Origin of the sequence: Dorea chungnamensis, assembly GCF_039832125.1 — a bacterium.
In the GTDB taxonomy this organism is placed as follows: Bacteria; Bacillota; Clostridia; order Lachnospirales; family Lachnospiraceae; genus JAFBIX01.
The window spans coordinates 12,763-36,033 of record NZ_JBDOHT010000022.1; the positions used below are offsets into that span (position 1 = coordinate 12,763).

22 protein-coding genes, 1 tRNA gene and 1 rRNA gene are annotated in these 23,271 nt (G+C 34.1%); 14 read left to right on the forward strand and 10 right to left on the reverse strand.

The window, feature by feature from the left end:
- Positions 1–3: 3 nt before the first annotated feature.
- A complete protein-coding gene (locus ABE613_RS14000; protein WP_235234325.1) occupies positions 4–771 on the reverse strand; it encodes a ParA family protein in 768 nt (255 codons plus the stop codon).
- Between the two features lie 596 nt (positions 772–1,367).
- On the opposite strand from ABE613_RS14000, the gene ABE613_RS14005 reads away from it, so the two are divergent.
- Together ABE613_RS14005 and ABE613_RS14010 are read left to right on the forward strand one after the other, a co-directional pair.
- Positions 1,368–1,553: a hypothetical protein gene (locus tag ABE613_RS14005; protein WP_347376709.1), complete on the forward strand. Its 186-nt coding sequence runs from the start codon at positions 1,368–1,370 to the stop codon at positions 1,551–1,553.
- Between the two features lie 514 nt (positions 1,554–2,067).
- Positions 2,068–3,030: an alpha/beta fold hydrolase gene (locus tag ABE613_RS14010; protein ID WP_347376710.1), complete on the forward strand. Its 963-nt coding sequence runs from the start codon at positions 2,068–2,070 to the stop codon at positions 3,028–3,030.
- Between the two features lie 96 nt (positions 3,031–3,126).
- On the opposite strand, the gene rsmG is transcribed toward ABE613_RS14010, so the two are convergent.
- The 8 genes from rsmG to rpmH all read right to left on the reverse strand — a co-directional run bounded on the left by rsmG (position 3,127) and on the right by rpmH (position 9,928).
- Positions 3,127–3,840 carry a 16S rRNA (guanine(527)-N(7))-methyltransferase RsmG gene (gene rsmG / locus ABE613_RS14015; RefSeq protein WP_347376711.1) on the reverse strand — a complete coding sequence of 238 codons (714 nt, stop codon included), beginning with the start codon at positions 3,838–3,840 and terminating at the stop codon, positions 3,127–3,129.
- Positions 3,841–3,860: 20 nt separating this feature from the next.
- Positions 3,861–5,768, reverse strand: coding sequence for a tRNA uridine-5-carboxymethylaminomethyl(34) synthesis enzyme MnmG (mnmG, locus tag ABE613_RS14020; protein WP_347376712.1), 1,908 nt, complete (start codon positions 5,766–5,768; stop codon positions 3,861–3,863).
- On the reverse strand, positions 5,734–7,167 hold the full coding sequence (mnmE, locus tag ABE613_RS14025; protein ID WP_347376713.1) for a tRNA uridine-5-carboxymethylaminomethyl(34) synthesis GTPase MnmE: 1,434 nt from the start codon (positions 7,165–7,167) through the stop codon (positions 5,734–5,736). Before mnmE ends, mnmG begins: the two co-directional genes overlap by 35 nt.
- Positions 7,168–7,240: 73 nt before the next feature.
- Entirely contained in the window at positions 7,241–8,071 is an 831-nt protein-coding gene (jag, locus tag ABE613_RS14030; RefSeq protein WP_235234062.1) for an RNA-binding cell elongation regulator Jag/EloR, read from the reverse strand.
- A gap of 12 nt (positions 8,072–8,083) precedes the next feature.
- On the reverse strand, positions 8,084–9,151 hold the full coding sequence (locus tag ABE613_RS14035) for a YidC/Oxa1 family membrane protein insertase (protein ID WP_235234060.1): 1,068 nt from the start codon (positions 9,149–9,151) through the stop codon (positions 8,084–8,086).
- Positions 9,152–9,183: 32 nt separating this feature from the next.
- Complete coding sequence (gene yidD / locus ABE613_RS14040) at positions 9,184–9,396, reverse strand: membrane protein insertion efficiency factor YidD (protein ID WP_235234058.1); 213 nt, start codon at positions 9,394–9,396, stop codon at positions 9,184–9,186.
- Between the two features lie 12 nt (positions 9,397–9,408).
- Positions 9,409–9,744 (reverse strand): ribonuclease P protein component, encoded by a 336-nt coding sequence (rnpA, locus tag ABE613_RS14045; RefSeq protein WP_235234056.1) that lies wholly within the window; start codon positions 9,742–9,744, stop codon positions 9,409–9,411.
- Between the two features lie 49 nt (positions 9,745–9,793).
- On the reverse strand, positions 9,794–9,928 hold the full coding sequence (gene rpmH / locus ABE613_RS14050) for a 50S ribosomal protein L34 (protein ID WP_004607108.1): 135 nt from the start codon (positions 9,926–9,928) through the stop codon (positions 9,794–9,796).
- A gap of 342 nt (positions 9,929–10,270) precedes the next feature.
- On the opposite strand from rpmH, the gene dnaA reads away from it, so the two are divergent.
- The 6 genes from dnaA (at position 10,271) to gyrA (ending at position 18,790) form a co-directional block, all read left to right on the forward strand.
- Positions 10,271–11,653, forward strand: coding sequence for a chromosomal replication initiator protein DnaA (gene dnaA, locus ABE613_RS14055; RefSeq protein ID WP_235234054.1), 1,383 nt, complete (start codon positions 10,271–10,273; stop codon positions 11,651–11,653).
- Between the two features lie 269 nt (positions 11,654–11,922).
- Positions 11,923–13,032 (forward strand): DNA polymerase III subunit beta, encoded by a 1,110-nt coding sequence (gene dnaN / locus ABE613_RS14060; RefSeq protein ID WP_235234053.1) that lies wholly within the window; start codon positions 11,923–11,925, stop codon positions 13,030–13,032.
- A gap of 8 nt (positions 13,033–13,040) precedes the next feature.
- On the forward strand, positions 13,041–13,250 hold the full coding sequence (locus ABE613_RS14065; RefSeq protein ID WP_347376714.1) for an RNA-binding S4 domain-containing protein: 210 nt from the start codon (positions 13,041–13,043) through the stop codon (positions 13,248–13,250).
- Positions 13,240–14,331 carry a DNA replication/repair protein RecF gene (recF, locus tag ABE613_RS14070; protein ID WP_235234051.1) on the forward strand — a complete coding sequence of 364 codons (1,092 nt, stop codon included), beginning with the start codon at positions 13,240–13,242 and terminating at the stop codon, positions 14,329–14,331. Before ABE613_RS14065 ends, recF begins: the two co-directional genes overlap by 11 nt.
- Before the next feature lie 10 nt (positions 14,332–14,341).
- Positions 14,342–16,276: a DNA topoisomerase (ATP-hydrolyzing) subunit B gene (gene gyrB, locus ABE613_RS14075; RefSeq protein ID WP_235234050.1), complete on the forward strand. Its 1,935-nt coding sequence runs from the start codon at positions 14,342–14,344 to the stop codon at positions 16,274–16,276.
- Between the two features lie 27 nt (positions 16,277–16,303).
- Complete coding sequence (gyrA, locus tag ABE613_RS14080) at positions 16,304–18,790, forward strand: DNA gyrase subunit A (RefSeq protein ID WP_235234048.1); 2,487 nt, start codon at positions 16,304–16,306, stop codon at positions 18,788–18,790.
- Positions 18,791–18,857: 67 nt separating this feature from the next.
- Here gyrA and ABE613_RS14085 read toward each other — a convergent pair whose 3' ends face one another.
- Complete coding sequence (locus ABE613_RS14085; protein WP_235234275.1) at positions 18,858–19,310, reverse strand: C-GCAxxG-C-C family (seleno)protein; 453 nt, start codon at positions 19,308–19,310, stop codon at positions 18,858–18,860.
- Between the two features lie 229 nt (positions 19,311–19,539).
- Between ABE613_RS14085 and ABE613_RS14090 the strand changes: the two genes are divergently transcribed.
- From ABE613_RS14090 to ABE613_RS14115, 6 genes are all read left to right on the forward strand, one after another.
- Positions 19,540–20,319: a Uma2 family endonuclease gene (locus tag ABE613_RS14090; RefSeq protein ID WP_235234274.1), complete on the forward strand. Its 780-nt coding sequence runs from the start codon at positions 19,540–19,542 to the stop codon at positions 20,317–20,319.
- 86 nt (positions 20,320–20,405) lie between these two features.
- Complete coding sequence (locus ABE613_RS14095) at positions 20,406–21,248, forward strand: fumarate hydratase (protein WP_347376715.1); 843 nt, start codon at positions 20,406–20,408, stop codon at positions 21,246–21,248.
- Position 21,249: 1 nt separating this feature from the next.
- Positions 21,250–21,798 carry a Fe-S-containing hydro-lyase gene (locus ABE613_RS14100; RefSeq protein WP_347376716.1) on the forward strand — a complete coding sequence of 183 codons (549 nt, stop codon included), beginning with the start codon at positions 21,250–21,252 and terminating at the stop codon, positions 21,796–21,798.
- The gene (locus ABE613_RS14105; RefSeq protein WP_347376717.1) at positions 21,798–22,511 is read left to right on the forward strand and encodes a lysophospholipid acyltransferase family protein; all 714 of its coding nucleotides are present in this window, start codon (positions 21,798–21,800) and stop codon (positions 22,509–22,511) included. The genes ABE613_RS14100 and ABE613_RS14105 overlap by 1 nt, the downstream gene beginning before the upstream one ends.
- Before the next feature lie 71 nt (positions 22,512–22,582).
- Positions 22,583–22,670, forward strand: a tRNA-Ser gene (locus ABE613_RS14110).
- Between the two features lie 398 nt (positions 22,671–23,068).
- Positions 23,069–23,271, forward strand: a 16S ribosomal RNA gene (locus ABE613_RS14115); the annotation flags it as partial.

Consider the following 23,271-nt stretch of genomic DNA (forward strand, 5'->3'; position numbering starts at 1 on the left):
CATTTATTCCTGTCCTCTATTCATCACTTCATCAGCAAGTCTCCTATAACTATCTGCTCCTGCTGATTTTGCATCATACTGGTTGATTGGCATTCCATAACTTGGTGCTTCTGCAAGTCTTATATTTCTAGGAATTATTGTCTTATATATATTCTGCTGTAAATTGTCCTTTACATTTTCTACGACCTGTAATGATAAATTTGTTCTTGCATCATACATTGTAAATACTACGCCTTCTATCTCTAGAACTGGATTAAGTCTTTCCTTTACTAACTCTACTGTATGTATTAATTGACTTAATCCTTCCAATGCATAATACTCACATTGAATAGGTACTAATACTGAATCTGCTGTAGTCATTGCATTAATGGTTAACATACTCAATGATGGCGGACAGTCAATAATTACATAATCATAGGCATCTTTTATCTTTTCGATAGCTTTTTTTACAATATACTCTTTTTCATCAATTCCTATTAATTCAATTTCTGCCGCTGACAAATCCACATTTGCAGGAAGTATATCCAGATTTTCCAAAGCATTTTTCTGTAATACTTCTTCTACTTCAGATTCACCTATTATCAAGTCATATATTGTCTTTTCCACAGAATTTTTATCTAATCCTAATCCACTTGACATATTTCCCTGTGGATCCATATCAATGGCAAGAACTTTTTGACCCTTTTCGGCAAGGCAGGCAGATAAATTAATTGCAGTTGTAGTCTTTCCGACTCCACCTTTTTGGTTAGCAATTGCTATAATTCGTCCCATCTGTTAATCACCTTTCTTTCAGGATGTTTCTAGTATATCACTTTTTAAACAAGTTATCCATAGAATGTTTATTTCGATTTGCATATTTTATATTTTTTATAAATGTTTCACGTGAAACATTTCATTTTTGTTAATTTTTATTTTATTGAATTATATATTAAAAGTAGCATATAGTTAATCATATTCTTATTTATATTTGCTTTCTTATAAATGTTTCACGTGAAACATTTACTCTATATTAGTTTTTATTGTTTCACGTGAAACAAATTTTAATTTATAATTTTGTATTAAAGCAAAATGTGAAATTTATTTTTATCTATAATCATATATAACTTTATAATTATACCAATCAACAAAAAAATTATATTTATTTTTTTATATTCTATTTAACCTATATATAGATATTGGGGTTTAAACCCACTATGATGATTACGGATTATTCCGTGCTTCGCACTCTCACAATTCGCCCAAATATTCGCATATTTTGGGATTTATATTTCACTTTTATCCTCACATTGGGGCAGATCCCAAGGACTTTCACTCACTTATGAGCAAGCTCATATAAGTTTAAACCTTTTTATTTTTGAATTATATATATGATGTTGGGGTCAAAAGCCCCCAACTGCGATGCTTACGGATTGTTCCGTGCTACGCACTCCCACAATCCGCCCCAATATTCGCATATCGTGGAATATACATCCCACTTTTATGCTCACATCGGGGCGGGTCTCAAGGCCTTTCACCTACTTATGAGCAAGCTCATGCGGGTTCAGACCTTTTGACCCTGGCATCATATATATAAATTACAATTATATAATGTATGTATTTATTCTGGTTTTTTAAATAAAAGATAAACTTAATTCAAATGATTTTGTCTCTTTTTATCTATTTTTTATTTTAATATATTCTACTAAATTACATTGACTAACTATAAGACTAGCTGATTTCTAGAAATTATATTAAAGAATTAAGCCAGTTTAAATCAAGTATGACTATAAAGTATATAAAAGTACATATCATATACATAAGTTAAAAGGCTAATAATAGTCTTGTTAATTAAAATTTTTATAATCATATTTTTGTTCATCAATACTCGTATCTATATAAACTATTACTTTAACTAAACTAATCCATTTTTTCTTTTATTATAATTATTGCTACATAATTCTTTCAACAAAAAATCACTAACAGAACATTATTAAATTTTATGTTTCACGTGAAACATTTACACTACTTTTAATCTGTAGTATAATAAATATAGTAAAAATAAACTTTTATAATTAATGAGGTGTAATTATGGGTTGGAAAAGAAAACTTGCTACAGGCATAACGTTAATTAGTGCGTCTACAGCTGCGATACATATGATAAATAAAATAATATACTTTTCTGCAACATTAGATAATTTGTTGAGTAACCCATCTGGTTCATATTATGAATGGAAATTTGGTAAAGTTTATTATACTGCAAAGGGCCAGGGTAAACCTTTACTTCTTATTCATGATTTGAATACTTATAGTTCAGGATATGAATGGCATGATATAATTTCAGAATTATCTAAGAATAATACCGTCTATTGTATAGATTTATTAGGATGTGGACGTTCTGATAAACCTAACCTTACATATACTAATTATTTATATGTACAATTAATTGATGATTTTATTAAACATGTTATCGGAAGTAAAACAGATATAATAGCAACTGGGGAATCTGCTGCAATTACGATTGCAGCCTGTCAGAATAACCAATCAATTATCGATAAGATATTAATGGTAAATCCATTAACATTGAATACACTTGAAAGAATTCCAAGTAAACGCACAAAAATTCTTGCTAAATTAATTAATTTTCCTGTTATCGGAACATTCTTATATAATATGCTGACTAAGAAAAAAGATATCGAAGATTTATTTCATAACAAGTTTTTCTATGACTTTCACAATGTTGAAAGCAGTTTAATAAATACATATTATGAAACTGCCCATTCGAGCGTCTCTTCTTCTAAGTACTTATTTGCAAGTCTTGTTGGACATTATACAACTGTAAATCTAAAACATTGTTTAGAAAAATTAACAAATAGCATTTATATCATTAACGGGAAAGAAAGAGATGAAAGTGAAAGTATATCAAAAGAATATGAAAATATATTACCTTCTATAGAATCTATATATATCGATAAATCAAATTATCTTCCTCAATTAGAAAGAAGTAAAGAATTTATAGATCAAGTAAAAATCTTTTTAGAAGATGATTTTTAATCCGCATAACTAAAATAAATTATAAGAAAACTATAAGAAAAAGCTCTGTATGACAAATTCATACAGAGCTTTTTCTGCCAAACAAACATAAACTTGTTATTTTAAAGGTTCTTTTGAAGGCAAACCAGCTTTTCGGGGATATTTTTTTCCTGTATTCTTTATTTTTTCTATTTTTATAAAAGAACGATTAATATCAGTTCCCGGAAGCTGAAATTTTACCACATTATCAAGTTTTCCGCCAAGTATTGAAATTGCTTTTTTGGATTCTAATACTTCATCATCAACATCACCTGATTTATAAGAAATAAACATACCCCCTACACGTATATATGGCAGACAATATTCTGACAACGTAGATAGATTAGCAACTGCTCTTGATACACACAAATCATATCTTTCTCGATAATCATCTTTTTTTGCAAAGTCTTCTGCTCTACCATGAATTGTATATATACCATCAAGCTTTAATTCATCTATCACCGAATCTAAAAAATTAATACGTTTATTCAGAGAATCCAAAAGTGTAATTTTTAAATGAGGAAATGCAATTTTAAGTGGAATTCCCGGAAATCCGGCACCGGTTCCAACATCAATTACAGTATTTATCTCAGACAAATCAAAAATATTTACAATGGAAAGACTGTCTACAAAATGTTTTTCTATAACCTCTTCATATTCTGTGATTCCTGTAAGATTCATTACTTTATTCCATTCTACCAGCATAGAATAAAATGTATCAAACTGTTTCTTTTGTATTTCATTAATCTGAATATTTAATTCTTTTAATTTAATTTCTAATAATTGATTCATGCCCTGCTCCAATATGTTATCTAATGCCCTCCACTGAGATATACTAATAGTACTGATATATCTGCCGGGGATACTCCTGATATACGAGATGCCTGTCCAATGGAAATTGGACGATACTCTTTTAATTTTTGTACAGCTTCAATTCTAAGACTCTTCACTGCATCGTAATCAATATCTTCTGGGATTTTTTTATTTTCAAGTTTTTTAAATTGCTCTACTTGTTTTTTTTGTCTGCTAATATATCCATCATATTTTAAAGAAATATTTACCTGCTCAATTACTTCTTCTTTAAGATCAACAGGAAGTTCTGGTCTGTTAACATCTATTTCCTTTAAAGCTTCATAAGATAATTCGGGACGACGAATCAATTCAGCAAGTGAAGATCCTGATGTTAATGGTGTACTTCCAAAGGATTCTAACAATTTCTGTACCTTATCTGTATTTCCAATATTAGCATGCTTTAATCTTTCTATTTCTGATTGAATCAGTTCTTCTTTTTTCAAAAGTCTCTGATATCTTTCTTCTGATATCAGACCAATCTCATATCCTTTTTTTGTCAATCTCTGATCAGCATTATCCTGTCTTAACAACAGACGATATTCTGCTCTGGATGTCATCATCCTATATGGTTCATGGCTTTCTTTTGTTACCAGATCATCTATCAACACTCCAATATAGGCTTCTGAACGGTCTAAGATCAAAGGTTCTTTTTCTTGCAATTTTCTTGCAGCATTGATTCCTGCAACAAGTCCCTGAGCTGCTGCTTCTTCATATCCTGAACTTCCATTAAACTGACCACCACTAAATAATCCTTCAATTGTTCGAAATTCTAATGATGGTTTCAATTGTCTTGCATCAATACAATCATATTCTATTGCATAAGCATTTCTGACAATTCGGACATTTTCAAGACCTGGAACTGTACGATACATCGCATACTGAACATCTTCCGGTAAAGAACTGGACATTCCACCGATATACATTTCATTTGTTTCCAGGCCTTCTGGCTCAATAAATACCTGATGTCTCTCTTTATCTGCAAATTTTACAACTTTATCTTCAATCGAAGGACAATATCTGGGACCTGTACCCTCAATCATCCCGGAAAATAACGGAGATCTGTCCAAATTATTACGAATAATTTCGTGCGTCTTTGAATTCGTATAAGTCAACCAACAAGAGACCTGATCTATCTGTACATCATCTGGATTCGTAGTAAAAGAAAATGGTACAACTCTATCATCGCCTACCTGTTCTTCCATTTTGCTAAAATCAACCGTATTTTTATCAATTCTTGCAGGTGTTCCGGTCTTAAAGCGATACATCTTAATTCCTAATTCTTTCAGACAATCTGTCAGATAATTGGCAGCCTGAAGACCATTAGGACCAGTATCATTACTCACATCTCCATATATACATCGGGCTTTCAGATATGTTCCGGTACAAAGTATTATGGCTTTACAATTATATATTGCACCAGAAAATGTCTGAACGCCTGTAACCTTCCCATGTTCCGTTAATATATTGACCACTTCAGCCTGCTTAATTTCAAGATTCTCTTGATTTTCTAATACCTGACGCATCGTTCTGCTATAATGTGCTTTATCAGCCTGCGCACGAAGAGAATGTACGGCGGGTCCTTTAGACTTATTGAGCATCTTTGACTGTATAAAAGTACGGTCAATCACTTTTCCCATTTCTCCTCCCAGAGCATCAAGTTCTCTGACAAGATGTCCTTTAGAACTTCCTCCTATATTAGGATTACATGGCATCAATGCTATACTGTCAACACTAACTGTAAATACTATTGTTCGAAATCCAAGTCTGGCTGTGGCAAGTGCAGCTTCGCACCCTGCATGTCCTGCACCGATTACTGCCACATCATATTCATCATTATTTACCCATGCAGAATTTGCTGAATATCTCATTAACCAAATCCTCTCCTATCGTTTCACCAGTTATACTTCCAAGAGACTCATACGCATCTAACAAATCAATAGAATAAAAATCTTCCGGCATCCCCGAATCAATACTTTCTATCACACGCTGCAAAGATGCATAAGCATCCTGAAGTGCTGTCTTATGCCTGATATTTGTAATATAAATCTCATCGTTAAATGAAAGATTTCCTTCAAAAAACATATTTTTTAAAACTTCTTCAAGTTTTTCAATTCCCAAGTTATTCTTTGCAGATACCTCTATTATAGGAGTTGTAAACTTTTTAATTTCTTTAAAATTATTTTCTTTTGCAAGATTACTTGCAAAATATGCTTTTTTCACGTTTTCTTCCGTTACTATCATATCTAAATCTGACTTATTTAGCAAGATAATTGATGGTTTATCCTGTATTATACCAAAAATTTCTTCATCATTTTTATCTAATGGAGAGGATGCATCAATTACGTATAGAATAAGATCCGCTTTATCTGCATAGCTTTTTGCTTTTTCTACACCAATTTTTTCAACAACATCTTTTGTGCTTCTAATTCCTGCAGTATCCATAATATTTAAAGATATCCCCTGCAGATTTATATGTTCTTCCAGAACATCTCTGGTTGTTCCTGCAATATCAGTAACGATTGCACGGTCTTCTCCAATTAACACATTTAATAAAGAAGACTTTCCTGCATTTGGCTTACCTAATATAACAGTCTGTATGCCTTCTTTTATAATTCTCCCATCGTCACACGTATTTAATAATACTTTGATTTCATTCATTAACTTATCTACAACAATCTTAAGTTTTTTGCCATAACCATCTACACTGATATGTTCAGGATCATCCAATGCCGTCTCTATAAATGCTGTGTGGTAAATTATTTCATTTCTTATATTACTAATTTTCTCTTTTAAATTTCCTTTTAATTGATGTAAAGAACTTTGAAGAGCATATTCATTTTGAGAAACAATCAGATCTCCTACTGCTTCTGCCTGAGAAAGATCGATCCTTCCATTCAAAAATGCTCTTTTTGTAAATTCTCCAGGTTCAGCCGGTCTTGCACCATTTTTAATCAGTATCTCAAGAATTCTTTTTACAATATATACACCGCCATGACAGTTAATTTCTACAGTATCTTCTCCTGTATAACTATGAGGTCCTCTCATTAACATTACGAGAACTTCATCTACAGTATCTTCACAATCCATAATGTATCCATAATGAATTGTATGTGATTTTTGATCTGATAACTTTTTATCTCTCTTTCCTTTATAAATCTTATCAGCAATCTCAAAAGAGTCTGAACCACTCATTCTGACAATTCCAATTCCTGAATTGCTCATAGCAGTAGAAATTGCCGCTATTGTTGTATTATATTGATTTTTCATGGTTTCCTCCATTATCATCTTTATTTGAATAGAATAAGAAAGTAGGGATTTTTCAACCCCTACTTTCTATCATTTATCTACGTACAAGTGTTACTACAACTCTTCTATATGGTTCCTCGCCCTCGCTATGTGTGGATACAGCCGGATCAGACTGTAATGCTGAGTGGATAATTCTTCTTTCATATGGATTCATAGGCTCCAAAGAAACTGTTCTTCTTGTTCTCTTTACTTTACTTGCAATATTCTTTGCAAGATTTTCAAGAGTTTCTTTTCTTCTTCTGCGATAATCTTCTGTATCGAGTTTTACTCTTACATATCCATCCTGCATCTTATTTGCAACTCTATTTGTCAAATATTGAAGGGAATCAAGAGTCTGTCCACGTTTTCCAATCAGAATTCCCATATTGCTTCCTTCCATATCAATAGAAAGTGCTCCCTCTTCATCTACAGTAGATGTAACCTTTACATCTTTCATATCCATTGCATTTAATACATCATAGATAAACTTCTCACATGCTTCTATTGTCTGAGGTTCAATTTTGGCAAGTTCAACTTCTTTTCTCTCAGCTGCAGAAGATTCTTTTACAGGTTCATCATGCTTTTCTTTCTTTTCTTTCTTTTCTTTTCTATCCTTAGAAATGTTCTTCTTCTTAGGTTCTTTCTTTGGATATTCCTTCACAGGTTCTTCCTTTGGAATCTCTACTTCTTCAATTTCTTTCTTTTCTTCAACAACAACTTTTTTGCGTGCCTTAATGACAGCTTGTTTCATTCCAATTCCTAAAAAACCTGCACTGCCTTTTTCAATAACTTCATAATCTAACTGATCACTTGTTACACCTAATTGAATTAATGCTTCTGTAATTGCATCATCCAGATTTTTTGCTGATACAGTAATATAATCCATAACAGCCGCCCCCTAATCATTTTCATTAAATTTCTTAACCATATTTGCTTTTGCTGCAAGACTTCCTGCCTTTGCATTATTTGCATTTGCTTTCGCTTTTGCGATCTTTTCTTCTTTTTCTTTCTCACTCATACCAGATACATTGAGTTTTGCAGAATCCTTGATACCTCTGGTATTTGTCTGTGCCATTGCATTAATTCTTTCGGCTTTTTCACTTCTCTGTGCTTTTTTCTTTTCTGCTTTCTCTTTATTTTTTTCAATCAGATCTTCTACAGACATTTTAGAAAGATGCTTATTAATAAATACTTGCTGAACCATACGAACAACCGCACTTACAATCCAGTAAAGACCAATACCTGATGCCAGTGTAAATACCATGAATACAGAGAAAATAGGCATTGTATAATTCATTGTATTCATAGTACCTGCCATCGGATTATCTTTATCCATCTGCTGTCCTGAAATTGCCTGTGATAATTTGATACTTCCGAACTGTGTCAATCCAGACAATACTGGCAATACAACTGCTGTAATAATAATTACAACTGCGGGAAATGCATAAGAACCACTATTCTTGATCATTGTGATCGGAGATATTGTAAGATCAGGAATTGTAAGGAAACTATTTACCGCTGCAGGTGCATTCTTTATTGCAGGTACATAATTCTGAATATCATAGATGACCGGATATAGAGCAAATAGCAATGGCATCTGGATTAACATTGGAAGACATCCACCAGTCATAGAGGTTCCATATTTATCATAAACCTGCTGGATTTCTTCCTGTTGCTTCATCATAGAAGCCTGATCTTTTTTATTTCTATATTTTTTCTGAATTGCCTGAATCTCCGGATTCATTACAGAAGTCATCTTTGACGTTCTCTGTTGCTTAATGGTAAGAGGCATCATACATGTATATACCAAAACAGTATAAATGATAATTGATAAACCAACTAAACCAGTGTCGCTTGGTAAAACATTATCTAATATCGTATAGATAAAGTTCATAACTTTACCTAACAGCCAGCAAATCTGACCTACAATCGGCCAATTCGCTGCAGTCAGTAAACTCACAGTCATAATTTTTTCCTCCCTATTGTTGTAATTCTTTTTTAAGGAACAGGGTCGTATCCACCCTTGGCAAACGGATTACAACGAAGTATTCTCCATGCTGCCATGAGTCCACCTTTTAATGCACCATATTTTTCAATTGCCTCTACTGCATATTGAGAACAAGTTGGATAATAGATACAGGTAGAATACCCTTTCAGCCCGGATAGATACTTCTGATAGAACTTAATACAGCCTAACAGAATCTTTTTCATAATACGTTACCCCTAATCTATAATTTCATGAAGATGACCCAAATGGAGCATTGCGCTGTCAATTTCCTTATAACTTTTACCTTTAGCGCCTATTCTTGCTATCACAACTATATCAAATCCACATTTGAATCTATCTTCTTGTAATCTATAGCTTTCTCTGATTAATCTTGTTAATCTGTGTCGTACTATACTGTTACCTACTTTTTTACTTACCGATATTCCTAATCGATTCTGACTGGTCTTATTATCTAGTACATACATGACCAGATACTTATTTGCATAGGATATCCCATGTTTATAAACATTCTGAAAATCCTTATTTTTTTTCAATGATTCGGAATATTTCATTGACTAATTCTCCCAATTTTTGTAGAAGAAAAGGCCACATATATGCGGCCTACGCTGATAATCTCTTTCTTCCTTTTGCTCTTCTGCTTGCAAGTACTTTTCTTCCACCTGCTGTGCTCATTCTAGATCTAAATCCATGAACTTTAGCTCTTTGTCTCTTTTTTGGCTGGAATGTCATTTTCATAGATATCCACCTCCTTATATTTTATAAGGGAATAATCCCACTTTTTTTCTAAAGACATCATTTTTGATTATATTAAAAAAATGCCTCTACGTCAAGCAAAACCTGGATTTTTCTAAATTAATTTATCCACAAAATGTGGATAACACGTGGATTTTAAGTGGATAACGTGTGGATATCATTTATTTTTTTTATTTTTATCTCGAATATCTGCATTTTAAACTTGTGAATAAAGTTATCCACACTGATTAAAGATTGCTTAAATCTCTATTTTGATGTAGAATAGTAAAGAGTGGGTTATTATTTAAAATACCACGAATTGGATAGAATTAGGAGTTTATTGTAATGAACATTGTGAAGGAAAAGTGGCCTGAAATTATTGAACATCTTAGAGTAGAACATGAACTGTCCAACGTATCATTCTCGACTTGGATACAACCTCTGAAAGTATATGATGTCATCGATAATACTGTATTTATTTTGGTAAATATGAATGCCAGTGTAGAATATATTGAAAAAAAATATCTTCTTCCGTTGAAAGTTTGTATTGCTGAAATTACCGGTATTGAATTTGAAGTTGTGTTCATCTCCGAAGATGATGACAAATTGAATGAAATTCAAAGCATGTCTATTGAAGCAACAAATAAAAAGAAGACAAAGTCCGCTGCTGAAAAGGCAGGACTGAATCCAAAATATACTTTTGATACTTTTGTTGTAGGAGGTAACAATAATTTTGCTCATGCAGCTTCACTTGCAGTAGCAGAATCTCCTGGCGAAGTGTACAACCCATTGTTTTTATATGGAGGAGTTGGACTTGGAAAGACTCATCTTATGCATTCGATTGCACACTTTATTTTAGACAAAAATCCAAAAAAGAAGGTATTATATGTCACTAGCGAGACATTTACAAATGAACTGATCGAAGCATTGAAAAATGGTAAAACAGCAGGCAATGAATCTGCAATGTCTAAATTCCGCGACAAATACCGCAATAACGATGTTTTGTTAATTGATGATATTCAATTCATCATTGGAAAAGAAAGTACACAGGAAGAATTCTTCCACACTTTTAATCATCTTCATACTTCTGGAAAGCAGATCATTATCTCCAGCGATAAGCCTCCAAAAGATATCGAGACCTTGGAGGCACGACTTCGCACACGTTTTGAATGGGGATTGATTGCTGATATATCATCCCCAGATTATGAGACACGTATGGCAATTCTCCAGAAGAAGATCGAACTTGATCATCTGGAAAAATATAATATACCACGTGATGTTCTGGAATACATTGCTACAAATGTAAAAACAAATATCCGTGAACTGGAAGGTTCACTTAATAAACTGATTGCTCTTTTCAAATTAAATAATAACGGGCCAATCGATATTACCCTGGCGGCAGAAGCATTAAAAGACATTGTTTCTTCTAATAATAGAGAAGTAACTCCAGAATTGATTCTGGATATTGTATCTGAACACTTCGGTGTATCCATTGCTGATTTAAAGAGCAATAAACGTAATGCAGATATTGCAAATCCACGGCAGATCACCATGTATCTGATTCGTACCATGACTGAGACACCTTTAAAAGCAATTGGTATCATTCTGGGAGGTAAAGATCATTCTACTGTCAAATATGGAGTTGAAAAAATTACTGCAGAATTAAAAACAGATGAAACTTTATCTAATACAATTAATATAATAAAGAAGAAAATCAATCCTGCATAATGTTTATAACATGTGGACAACCTTCGGATAAGATGTGGATAATCAGGTATAATTCATTTTTTTTAGAAATAAAAAAGTATTTAAAGACAAGTTATCACCAGTACTTCCACATCAGATTCAAAGCTGTTCCACAGACATTTCAAAACCTGAAACACTGATAAATAAAGGGCTGAAAGCAGTTATCCTCTTTTCCACAGCCCCTAATAAGAAGGAGACGTAATTATTTAATATATATATTTATTTATGTCCCCGTGAAAGGAGTTATACACATGAAAATAATTTGTAATAAATCCAATTTGGTAAAAGGAGTTAGCACAGTATCTAAAGCAGTACCATCAAAAACAACGATGCCAATTCTGGAATGTATCTTAATTGATGCTACAAATGATATTATACGATTGACTGCAAACGATATGGAATTAGGAATTCAGACAGATATTGAGGGAGAGATCATTGACCGTGGAATGATAGCCATTGATGCCAAGATATTTTCAGAGATTGTAAGAAAGCTCCCAGACAATGAGATTACCATCGAAACGGATGAGAATCTTCAGACTGTTATTACCTGTGAAAAAGCAAAATTTGATATTGCAGGAAAGCCTGGAGAAGAATTCTCTTATCTTCCAATTATTGAAAAAGAAGAATCCATTGAAATATCTCAATTTACTTTGAAAGAAGTTATCAGACAGACAATCTTTTCTATTGCAGATACAGAAAGCAACAAATTAATGACCGGAGAATTATTTGAGATAAAAAATAATATTCTGAGAGTCATCTCTTTGGATGGACATCGTATATCCATTCGTAAAATAGAATTGAAAGATTCAGTAAGTGATAAAAAATTAATTGTTCCAGGAAAGACTTTGATTGAAGTAAGTAAGATTCTGTCTGGAGAAGTAGAAAGCATAGTTTATATTTCTTATACCAACAATCATATTGTATTTGAGTTTGATAATACGGTTGTAGTGTCAAGACTGATCGAAGGTGAGTATTTTAAAATAGATCAGATGCTTTCTAATGATTATGAGACAAAAGTAAGAATTAATAAAAAAGAGTTATTAAACTGTATTGACAGAGCAACATTACTTGTAAAAGAAGGAGATAAAAAGCCAATTATCATCAATATTGGTGATGAAGTCATGGAATTAAAGATAAAATCACAGATTGGATCTATGAATGAAGAAATATTTATTAGCAAAGAAGGAAAAGATCTGTTGATAGGTTTTAATCCCAAATTTTTAATCGATGCACTTCGTGTTATTGATGACGAAGAGGTAACTTTGTATCTGATGAACGCAAAAGCACCATGCTTTATCAAAGATGAAGAAGAGAGCTATATCTATCTCATTCTTCCGGTAAACTTTAATGCAGTAGCGTAGGGGGAAAAATGGAAACTATAAAATTACGTGAAGAATATATTAAACTCGGACAGGCATTAAAAGCGGCAGGTCTGGTAGAGTCTGGGGTAGAAGCAAAAGAAGTTATTGTAGATGGTCTGGTAAAGGTAAATGGTGAAACAGATACCCGAAGAGGACGCAAATTATATGCCGGAGATATTGTTACTTTTGATGGAGAAGAAATAAGAATTGAAGATTAAATCTTTAAAACTCAAAAATTTTAGAAATTATGATCTTTTAAAACTTGATTTTGATGATAATACTAATATATTTTATGGTGACAATGCTCAGGGAAAAACAAATATATTAGAGGCTGTATATCTTTCTGGAACAACAAAATCGCATCGAGGTGCCAAGGACAAAGATATGATTCAATTTGGAAAAGATGAATCACATATTGAGGCAGTTGTCGAAAAAAATGGAATTGAATATCAGTTAGATATGCATTTGAAAAAAAATAATCCAAAGGGAATTGCAATCAATAAAATTCCTATAAGGAAAGCCAGTGAACTATTTGGAATTGTAAATCTTGTATTTTTTTCACCAGAGGATTTGAATATTATCAAAAATGGTCCTTCTGAGAGAAGAAGATTTATTGATCTTGAGCTATCTCAATTGGATAAGGTATACCTGAATAATCTGTCCAATTATAATCGTATTGTGAATCAAAGAAATCATCTATTAAAAGAGATGGGAACATTCAGGCAAGAACAACTGATGGATACTCTTGACATCTGGGAATTGCAATTAATTCAATATGGTACTAAAATAATAGATAGAAGAAAAGAATTCATAAAAGAAATTAATAAAATAATTTCTTCTGTCCATAAAAAATTAACTGGTAAAAGAGAAGAAATACAGATAATCTATGAACCCAGTAATGGAAATCTTACATTAGAACAAGCATTAAGAAAGAACAGAGAGAGAGATCTGAGAATTAAAAGTACATCTGTAGGACCTCACAGAGATGATATATGTTTTATGATCCAAGATCTGGATATCAGACGTTTTGGATCACAAGGACAACAGAGAACTGCTGCATTATCATTAAAACTTTCTGAAATAGAATTAGTAAAACAGGCCATACATGACACGCCTGTTTTATTGCTTGATGATGTATTGTCTGAACTTGACAAACATAGGCAAAACTATTTATTAGATAGTATTCATGATATACAGACACTTATTACCTGTACAGGGGTAGAAGATTTTGTAAATCATTGTTTTTCTATAAATAAGGTGTTTCATGTCCAGAATGGACAAGTGACTAATGAGAACTAGGAGGATAAGAATGAGTACAGAAAAAGTACAGCACGAATATGGTGCGGATGAAATTCAGATTTTGGAAGGCCTTGAAGCTGTTAGAAAACGTCCTGGTATGTATATTGGAAGTACTTCATCCCGTGGACTTCATCATCTTGTATATGAGATTGTTGACAATGCTGTAGATGAAGCATTAGCTGGTTTTTGTGATACGATATTTGTAACAATTAATAAAGATAACTCTGTAACTGTATTGGACAATGGCCGTGGAATCCCTGTTGGAATTAACCACAAATCAGGTCTTCCTGCTGTTGAAGTTGTATTTACTGTTCTACATGCCGGTGGTAAATTCGGAGGTGGAGGATACAAAGTATCTGGAGGACTTCATGGAGTTGGTGCTTCTGTTGTAAATGCATTGTCTAATTGGCTGGAAGTAGAGATTTATCGCGAAGGTAATATCTATAAACAGCGTTATGAACGTGGAAAAGTAGTTCAGAAATTAGAAGTAATTGGGAAATGTGATACTGAAACAACAGGAACAAAAGTAACATTTCTCCCGGATAATACAATTTTTGAAGATACTGTTTTTGAATACAATATTTTAAAGCAGCGATTCCGCGAGATGGCATTTTTGACAAAAGGATTAAAAATTGTACTTCGCGATGAGAGACCAGAAGAAAAACCAATAGAAAAGACATTCCATTATGAGGGTGGAATTAAAGAATTTGTAGAATATTTGAATAGAAGTAATACACCGTTGTATGAAGATATTATTTATTGTGAAGGCATGGTAAATAACGTATCTGTAGAAGTTGCAATGCAGCATAATGATTCATATTCAGACAATACGTATGGATTTGTCAATAATATTACAACCCCGGAAGGCGGAACACATGTTGTGGGATTTCGTAATGCATTGACAAAGACATTTAATGATTATGCAAGAAAAAACAAATTATTAAAAGACAGTGAACCGAATCTGTCAGGTGAAGATATTAGAGAGGGTCTGACTGCAATTATCAGTGTAAAAATTGAAGATCCCCAGTTTGAAGGACAGACAAAACAAAAATTAGGAAATAGTGAAGCAAGAGGTGCAGTGGATAGTGTTGTAAGTAAGCAGCTGGAAGTTTATCTTGAACAGAATCCGGCAGTTGCTAAGATGACTATTGAAAAATCTGTAATGGCTCAGCGTGCAAGAGAGGCTGCAAGAAAAGCAAGAGATCTGACCAGAAGAAAATCCGCGTTGGATGGCATGTCACTTCCTGGTAAGTTAGCGGACTGTTCAGACAAGGATCCTAAGAACTGTGAAATCTATATCGTAGAGGGAGATTCTGCGGGTGGTTCTGCTAAGACGGCAAGAGACCGGGCAACACAGGCAATCCTGCCTCTTCGTGGTAAGATATTGAATGTGGAAAAAGCAAGACTGGATAAGATATATGGAAATGCAGAGATTAAAGCAATGATTACTGCTTTTGGTACAGGAATCCATGATGATTTTGATATTTCCAAATTACGTTATCATAAGATTATTATTATGACGGATGCCGATGTAGATGGTGCTCATATCAGTACCTTATTATTGACATTTTTATATCGGTTTATGCCAGATCTAATTAAAGAAGGGTATGTATATCTGGCTCAGCCTCCATTATATAAACTGGAAAAGAATAAAAAGGTATGGTATGCGTACAGTGATGAAGAGTTAGACCGTATCCTGTCTGAAGTAGGACGTGATACCAATAATAAAATCCAGCGTTATAAAGGTCTTGGAGAGATGGATGCAGAACAGCTCTGGGAAACAACTATGGATCCGGAACACAGAATCTTACTTCGAGTAACGATGGATGAAGAGTCAACTTCAGAATTAGATCTTACATTTACAACTTTGATGGGAGATAAAGTAGAACCGAGAAGAGAGTTCATTGAAGAAAATGCAAAATACGTAAAGAACTTAGACGTATAACACAACACATAGAAAGGGATACAACTAATGGAAGATAATATTTTTGATAAAGTCCACGAAGTGGATCTCAAAAAAACAATGGAGACCTCCTATATTGATTATGCTATGAGTGTTATTGCTTCTCGTGCATTACCAGATGTAAGAGATGGTTTGAAACCAGTTCAACGTAGAATACTTTATTCTATGATAGAATTAAATAATGGTCCTGATAAGCCACATAGAAAATGTGCACGTATTGTCGGTGATACTATGGGTAAATATCATCCACATGGTGACAGTTCTATATATGGTGCTTTGGTTAATATGGCTCAGGAATGGTCTACCAGATATCCATTGGTAGATGGTCATGGAAACTTTGGTTCTGTAGATGGTGATGGTGCGGCTGCTATGCGATATACAGAAGCCAGACTAAGTAAGATATCTATGGAACTGACTGCCGATATCAATAAAGATACCGTAGATTTTGTACCGAACTTTGATGAGACAGAGAAAGAACCGACTGTACTTCCGGCCAGATTTCCAAATCTTCTGGTAAATGGTACTTCCGGAATTGCCGTTGGTATGGCAACCAATATACCTCCACACAATCTGAAAGAGGTTATCAATGCAGTTGTAAAAATTATAGATAATCAGATTGAAGATAAAGAAGAGACTACAATAGAAGAGATCTTAAAGATTATCAAAGGACCGGATTTTCCGACAGGCGGTATGATTCTTGGAACCAGAGGAATTGAAGAAGCATATAGAACCGGACGAGGCAAGATTCGTGTTCGTGCCGTGACAGATATTGAGACTATGCCAAATGGAAAGAGCAGAATTATTGTAACTGAGCTTCCATTTATGGTGAATAAAGCAAGATTGATAGAAAAGATCGCTGAAATGGTCAGAGATAAGAAGATAGAAGGAATTACAGACTTAAGCGATCAGTCAAGCCGTGAGGGTATGCGTGTTGTTATTGAACTTCGAAGAGACGTCAATGCAAACGTTATCTTAAATCAATTATATAAACATACACAACTTCAAGATACTTTTGGAGTTATCATGCTGGCACTGGTCAATAATGAACCAAAAGTTATGAATCTTCTGGAAATGTTGAATTGTTATCTGCAGCATCAGGAAGAGGTTGTAACCAGACGTACCAGATATGAATTAAATAAAGCAGAAGAAAGAGCACATATATTAGAAGGTTTGTTGATTGCTCTTGATAATATTGATGAAGTTATTAAGATTATCAGAGGTTCACAGACAGTTCAGATTGCAAAATCAGAATTAATGGAGAGATTCGGGTTGTCTGATGTTCAGGCTCAGGCAATCGTTGACATGCGTCTTCGTGCTCTGACCGGTCTGGAACGGGAAAAACTGGAAAAAGAATATAACGAATTGATGGAACAGATCAGCAGATTAAAGGCAATCTTAGCTGACAGAAAACTTCTTCTTGGAGTAATCAAAGAGGAAATTCTTGTCATTCGTGATAAATACGGAGATGAAAGAAGAACCTCAATTGGATTCGATGAGTTCGACATCTCTATGGAAGATTTGATTCCGAAAGAAGATGTTGTTATTACAATGACAAAGCTTGGATATATCAAGCGTATGTCAAATGATACTTTCAAATCTCAGAATAGGGGAGGAAAAGGTATCAAAGGAATGCAGACATTGGAAGAAGACTATGTAGAAGAGTTATTTATGACTCATACACATCATTATATTATGTTCTTTACCAATACGGGACGTGTATATCGTCTAAAAGGGTACGAAATTCCGGAAGCAAGTCGTACTTCAAGAGGAACAGCAATTGTGAATCTTCTTCAATTAATGCCTGGAGAAAAAATCAGTGCCGTTATTCCAATTGATGAATACAGAGATGGAGAGTACCTTCTGATGGCTACAAAGAAAGGTCTTGTAAAGAAGACTCCTATCAAAGAATATGCGAACGTCCGTAAGACAGGACTTGCAGCTATTACACTTCGGGAAGAAGATGAATTGATTGAAGTAAAATATACCGATAATGACAGAGATATTTTCATGATAACCAAGTATGGTCAGTGTATTCGTTTTAATGAAAAAGATGTACGCCCAACAGGAAGAACATCTATGGGAGTACGCGGAATGAATCTGTCGGATCGTGATGAAGTCATTGGAATGCAGTTGGATTCCCAGGGCGAAGAACTTTTGATCGTATCAGAAAAAGGTATGGGAAAGAGAACTTCAATGGAAGAATTCACACGCCAGAACCGTGGAGGAAAAGGTGTAAAGTGTTATAAGATTACAGAGAAGACTGGTAATGTAGTCGGAGTAAAAGCTGTAAATAATGATGATGAGATTATGATTATCAATACAGAAGGTATTATCATTCGAATGAAATGTGAAGGAATATCTACACTTGGAAGAGTAACATCTGGAGTAAAACTGATAAACCTTCCAGAAGGAGATATCGTTGCAAGTATAGCAAAAGTGCGAAAAGGTGACGAGGAAGAAAAAGCTTCAGAAGAAATAATGGATCCTATTGAGTAATAATGTAAAAAAATCGGGACAAAAAATCTTTTGTCCCGATTTTTTTATGTAAACTTTTTGACAGTAATTAGTTTTCAGATTCAAGTTCACGGATAATTATTTCAGCAACTTTTTTTACTGTAAAGGAAACAAAATCTGTACATTGAGCCTTTCTTTCAGGAGAATTTTTTTCTTTTCCTTTCGTAAGAACTCTGCAGCATGTACCTCCGCAGTAATCTTTGAATGCGTCATGCATTTCGTTTGTTAATGCAAAACATTTTGTGATTTTCGGATCTCCAGGAGTTCTTCGTCCAAAGAAATAACCAATACACATTGTTGCGCCTGCTAACGCACCGCAGATACATCCGCCTCCACCAAGTCCCCACGGAAAACCTGAGCTCATAGCGATGGCATCATCAGAAAGATCTATCTCAAAATGCTTTCTGATAGCGTAGATCACAGATTCTGAACAGGCAAAGCCAGCATTAAAAATATCTACGGCATCCTTCTGTAATTGCTCTATGTTGATATTTGTAGTCATAATAATCCCCCTTTTTGGATTTTATCTTGTTCTTAATTAGTATTTTATACCAATAGAGGTTGTTTTAAAAGAAATATTTGCGAGTCAATTATAGATATAATCATAATATTTCCACAAATATATAAAATGGAAATATTATGGATATAATAAAATACAAATGGTTGATTTATGGTGATATATAAAATATAATATGCTTACAGATTCACATTTTATTATGGAAGTGATTAAAATGACAATTCAGGAAATGTTAAAACGAAAGACAGAGCTTGGCTATACTTATGCACAACTTTCGGAGCTTTCCGGTGTACCTGTAGGTACAATCCAGAAGATTTTTTCAGGAGTAACAAGTTCACCAAGATATGAGACACTTCGTGCATTGGAGCAGGTGTTAAAGAAACCTGAGAATTCTTATAAGGTGAAGAAGCAAGGGGAATATACTTTAGAAGATTATTATAAGATACCGGATGAGAGGCGTGTCGAGTTAATTGATGGAGTGATATACGATATGTCATCTCCTACCTCTGCACATCAGCTAATAGCAGGACTTATATACAGTAAGATGATTTCTCATGTGTTAGATAAAAAAGGAAAGTGTCTTCCGATGATATCACCGATTGATGTACAGCTTGATTGTGATAATAAGACGATGGTACAGCCGGATGTAGTTATTGTGTGTGACAGGGATAAAATCATTAATCGCTGTATTTATGGAGCTCCGGATTTTATTATTGAAGTCATATCCCGTTCATCGACCAAACGAGACTCTGTGATCAAGCTTAATAAATATTTAAATGCCGGGGTAAGAGAATACTGGATGATAGATCCGAACAGAAAAAAGGTTATTGTATATAATTTTGAAACAGAAAATTATCCGGTAATTTATGGATTTGATGCAAAGATTCCAGTTGGTATATGGGATAATGAATTGGAGATTGATTTTCAGGAAGTGTATGATCATATAAGCTTTTTATATAAGAGAGATAAAGATACAGAGTATTCAGAATATTAACTTGTATATTCAGTGGGGACAGGGTAAAATTAATTTGGGACGGAGTATTTTTGAAAAACCCCCGTCCCAAATGAAGGAGGAAGTAGATGAGAACAATCGATGTAAGTGAAATTACAAGGAATATTAAAGAAATGTGTATAGAAGCGAATCATTTTCTGTCAAAGGACATGGATGTAGCTTTGAAGAACGCTGTAAAAACAGAAGAATCACCTCTTGGCAGACAGATTTTAGATCAACTTCAGGAGAATCTTCAGATTGCAGCAAAAGATATGATTCCCATATGCCAGGATACTGGAATGGCAGTAATATTTATGGAAATTGGACAAGAAGTTCATTTTGAAGGTGGAAGTCTTGAAGATGCTATAAATGAAGGAGTACGCCAGGGATATACAGAAGGTTTTTTGAGAAAGTCAGTAGTAGGTGATCCGATCCTTCGTGAAAATACTAAGGATAATACACCTGCAATCATTCATTATAGTATTGTAGAAGGCAATAAAGTAAAGATAAAAGTTGCTCCAAAGGGATTTGGAAGTGAAAATATGAGCCGTGTATTCATGTTGAAGCCGGCAGATGGAATTGAAGGTGTAAAAAATGCAATTTTAACTGCAGTAAAAGATGCTGGTCCGAATGCATGTCCTCCGATGATTGTAGGCGTTGGAGTAGGAGGAACTTTTGAAAAATGCGCACTTATGGCAAAAGAAGCACTTACTCGAGAGGTTGGATCACATTCAGATATTCCATGGGTAAAAGAATTAGAAGAAGAAATGCTTGATAAAATTAACAGATTAGGTATTGGCCCAGGTGGATTGGGAGGAACAACAACTGCACTTGCAGTAAATGTAAATACTTATCCTACTCATATCGCAGGACTTCCGGTTGGAATTAACATTTGCTGTCACGTAAATAGACACATTATCAGGGAGGTATAAGATGGATAAGCACATAAAAGCACCAATAACAAAAGAAGTATCTCGTTCGCTACATGTTGGTGATTATGTATATATCACAGGAACAATCTATACTGCAAGAGATGCTGCGCATAAACGGATGGATGAAGCATTATCAAATGGAGAAAATCTTCCAATTAATATAGAAAATCAGGTCATATATTACATGGGACCATCTCCTGCAAGAGAAGGACGTCCAATTGGTTCTGCCGGACCAACAACAGCAAGCCGTATGGATAAATATGCGCCCAGACTTCTTGATCTTGGTTTATCAGCAATGATAGGAAAAGGAAAAAGAAGCAAAAAAGTACTAGATGCAGTTGTTAGAAATGAAAGCGTCTATTTTGCTGCTGTAGGTGGAGCAGGCGCATTATTGTCAAAATGTATCAAATCATCAGAAGTTGTTGCTTATGATGACTTAGGCACAGAAGCAATTCGGAAATTAGAAGTTGAGAATTTTCCAGTAATTGTTGTTGCGGACTGTGAAGGAAATAATTTATATGAAACTGCGATTAAGGAGTATCAAAGATAATGAAGAGAATATTATTAATGGTATTTCGAAATATTTTCCTTGTACCGTTTATGTGGATAAAATTGTGTTATCATGCACATCATGTTGATAAATATGAAGAAAAAGAACATTATAAGATGTTACAATTTATCTGTCATAGGGCAAATAAAGGTGGAAATGTTACAATAGATGCACATGGCCTTGAAAATATACCAAAAGAACAAGGATTTATGTTTTTCCCGAACCATCAGGGATTATACGATGTTCTTGCGATTGTAGATGTGTGTCCATATCCATTTTCCGTTGTTGCAAAAAAAGAAGTTTCTAATATCCAATTTTTAAAACAAGTATTTGCATGTATGCAAGCCTATATGCTGGATCGTGAAGATGTTCGTCAGGCGATGCAAGTAATTATTGATGTGGCAAATGAAGTAAAAAAGGGAAGAAATTATCTCATATTTGCAGAGGGAACACGATCTAAAAATGGAAATCATCCAGGTGATTTTAAGGGTGGTAGTTTTAAAGCTGCGACAAAGGCTCAATGTCCAATCATACCAGTTGCTTTAATAGATTCATTTAAACCATTTGATACAAACAGTATTAGCCCTGTAACGGTTCAGGTTCACTTTCTGGAACCATTATATTATGAAGATTATAAAGATATGAAAACAAAAGAAATAGCAGCATTGGTAAAACAACGTATTGAGCAAACGATTAATGCAAATACATTGTAAATGAAGTATTTTGTAAATACTGAAAAAAATGATTGACAATAGGCAGAAGGTCTAGTATAATAACTTCTGCTGGAGAAATACTCAAGAGGCTGAAGAGGCGCCCCTGCTAAGGGTGTAGGTCGGGTGACCGGCGCGAGGGTTCAAATCCCTCTTTCTCCGTTTTAGTCAGTATTGACTGTCTGGAACAAATAGTTTCAGACAGTTTTTTATGGCTAATGTAGACCCCATATATAGAAGAAAAAGGGGTAAATATATACAGAATATTGTGTTAAAAAAAGATGTTGAAAAAAATCAAAAAAAGATTAAAAAACATCTTGACATATAAAAGAACACATGGTATTATGTATAGGCTGACTCGTGAGAGACAGACAAAGATAAAAAGAACCTTGATAATTAAACAATAGACAACAACCCTGAAGATTTCTTTAAGAGAAAAATTCAGAACGAGACATTTAGATGTCGACCTTAAAACAGTAAAAGGGATAAGAAAGCTAGTAGTTTTCTTGAACTGGAACGAACTTGATTCTAAAGTCTGTGTAAAAACGGATTTCAGATTTTTTAACGAGAGTTTGATCCTGGCTCAGGATGAACGCTGGCGGCGTGCTTAACACATGCAAGTCGAGCGAAGCACTTAAGTATGATTCTTCGGATGAAGACTTAATTGACTGAGCGGCGGACGGGTGAGTAACGCGTGGGTAACCTGCCTCATACAGGGGGATAACAGTTAGAAATGACTGCTAATACCGCATAAGACCACGGT

Excerpts from the sequence above, each read along its gene's own strand:
- rsmG (WP_347376711.1), bottom strand. The coding sequence starts at position 3,840 with ATGAATCAATTATTAGAAATTAAATTAAAAGAATTAAATATTCAGATT.
- ABE613_RS14000 (WP_235234325.1), bottom strand. The coding sequence starts at position 771 with ATGGGACGAATTATAGCAATTGCTAACCAAAAAGGTGGAGTCGGAAAG.
- ABE613_RS14005 (WP_347376709.1), top strand. The coding sequence starts at position 1,368 with ATGATGTTGGGGTCAAAAGCCCCCAACTGCGATGCTTACGGATTGTTC.
- ABE613_RS14085 (WP_235234275.1), bottom strand. The coding sequence starts at position 19,310 with ATGACTACAAATATCAACATAGAGCAATTACAGAAGGATGCCGTAGAT.
- ABE613_RS14010 (WP_347376710.1), top strand. The coding sequence starts at position 2,068 with ATGGGTTGGAAAAGAAAACTTGCTACAGGCATAACGTTAATTAGTGCG.
- ABE613_RS14100 (WP_347376716.1), top strand. The coding sequence starts at position 21,250 with ATGGATAAGCACATAAAAGCACCAATAACAAAAGAAGTATCTCGTTCG.
- mnmE (WP_347376713.1), bottom strand. The coding sequence starts at position 7,167 with ATGAAAAATCAATATAATACAACAATAGCGGCAATTTCTACTGCTATG.
- yidD (WP_235234058.1), bottom strand. The coding sequence starts at position 9,396 with ATGAAAAAGATTCTGTTAGGCTGTATTAAGTTCTATCAGAAGTATCTA.
- gyrB (WP_235234050.1), top strand. The coding sequence starts at position 14,342 with ATGAGTACAGAAAAAGTACAGCACGAATATGGTGCGGATGAAATTCAG.
- dnaN (WP_235234053.1), top strand. The coding sequence starts at position 11,923 with ATGAAAATAATTTGTAATAAATCCAATTTGGTAAAAGGAGTTAGCACA.
- ABE613_RS14090 (WP_235234274.1), top strand. The coding sequence starts at position 19,540 with ATGACAATTCAGGAAATGTTAAAACGAAAGACAGAGCTTGGCTATACT.
- ABE613_RS14105 (WP_347376717.1), top strand. The coding sequence starts at position 21,798 with ATGAAGAGAATATTATTAATGGTATTTCGAAATATTTTCCTTGTACCG.
- rnpA (WP_235234056.1), bottom strand. The coding sequence starts at position 9,744 with ATGAAATATTCCGAATCATTGAAAAAAAATAAGGATTTTCAGAATGTT.
- ABE613_RS14035 (WP_235234060.1), bottom strand. The coding sequence starts at position 9,151 with ATGACTGTGAGTTTACTGACTGCAGCGAATTGGCCGATTGTAGGTCAG.
- dnaA (WP_235234054.1), top strand. The coding sequence starts at position 10,271 with ATGAACATTGTGAAGGAAAAGTGGCCTGAAATTATTGAACATCTTAGA.
- ABE613_RS14095 (WP_347376715.1), top strand. The coding sequence starts at position 20,406 with ATGAGAACAATCGATGTAAGTGAAATTACAAGGAATATTAAAGAAATG.
- rpmH (WP_004607108.1), bottom strand. The coding sequence starts at position 9,928 with ATGAAAATGACATTCCAGCCAAAAAAGAGACAAAGAGCTAAAGTTCAT.
- jag (WP_235234062.1), bottom strand. The coding sequence starts at position 8,071 with ATGGATTATATTACTGTATCAGCAAAAAATCTGGATGATGCAATTACA.
- mnmG (WP_347376712.1), bottom strand. The coding sequence starts at position 5,768 with ATGAGATATTCAGCAAATTCTGCATGGGTAAATAATGATGAATATGAT.
- gyrA (WP_235234048.1), top strand. The coding sequence starts at position 16,304 with ATGGAAGATAATATTTTTGATAAAGTCCACGAAGTGGATCTCAAAAAA.
- ABE613_RS14065 (WP_347376714.1), top strand. The coding sequence starts at position 13,041 with ATGGAAACTATAAAATTACGTGAAGAATATATTAAACTCGGACAGGCA.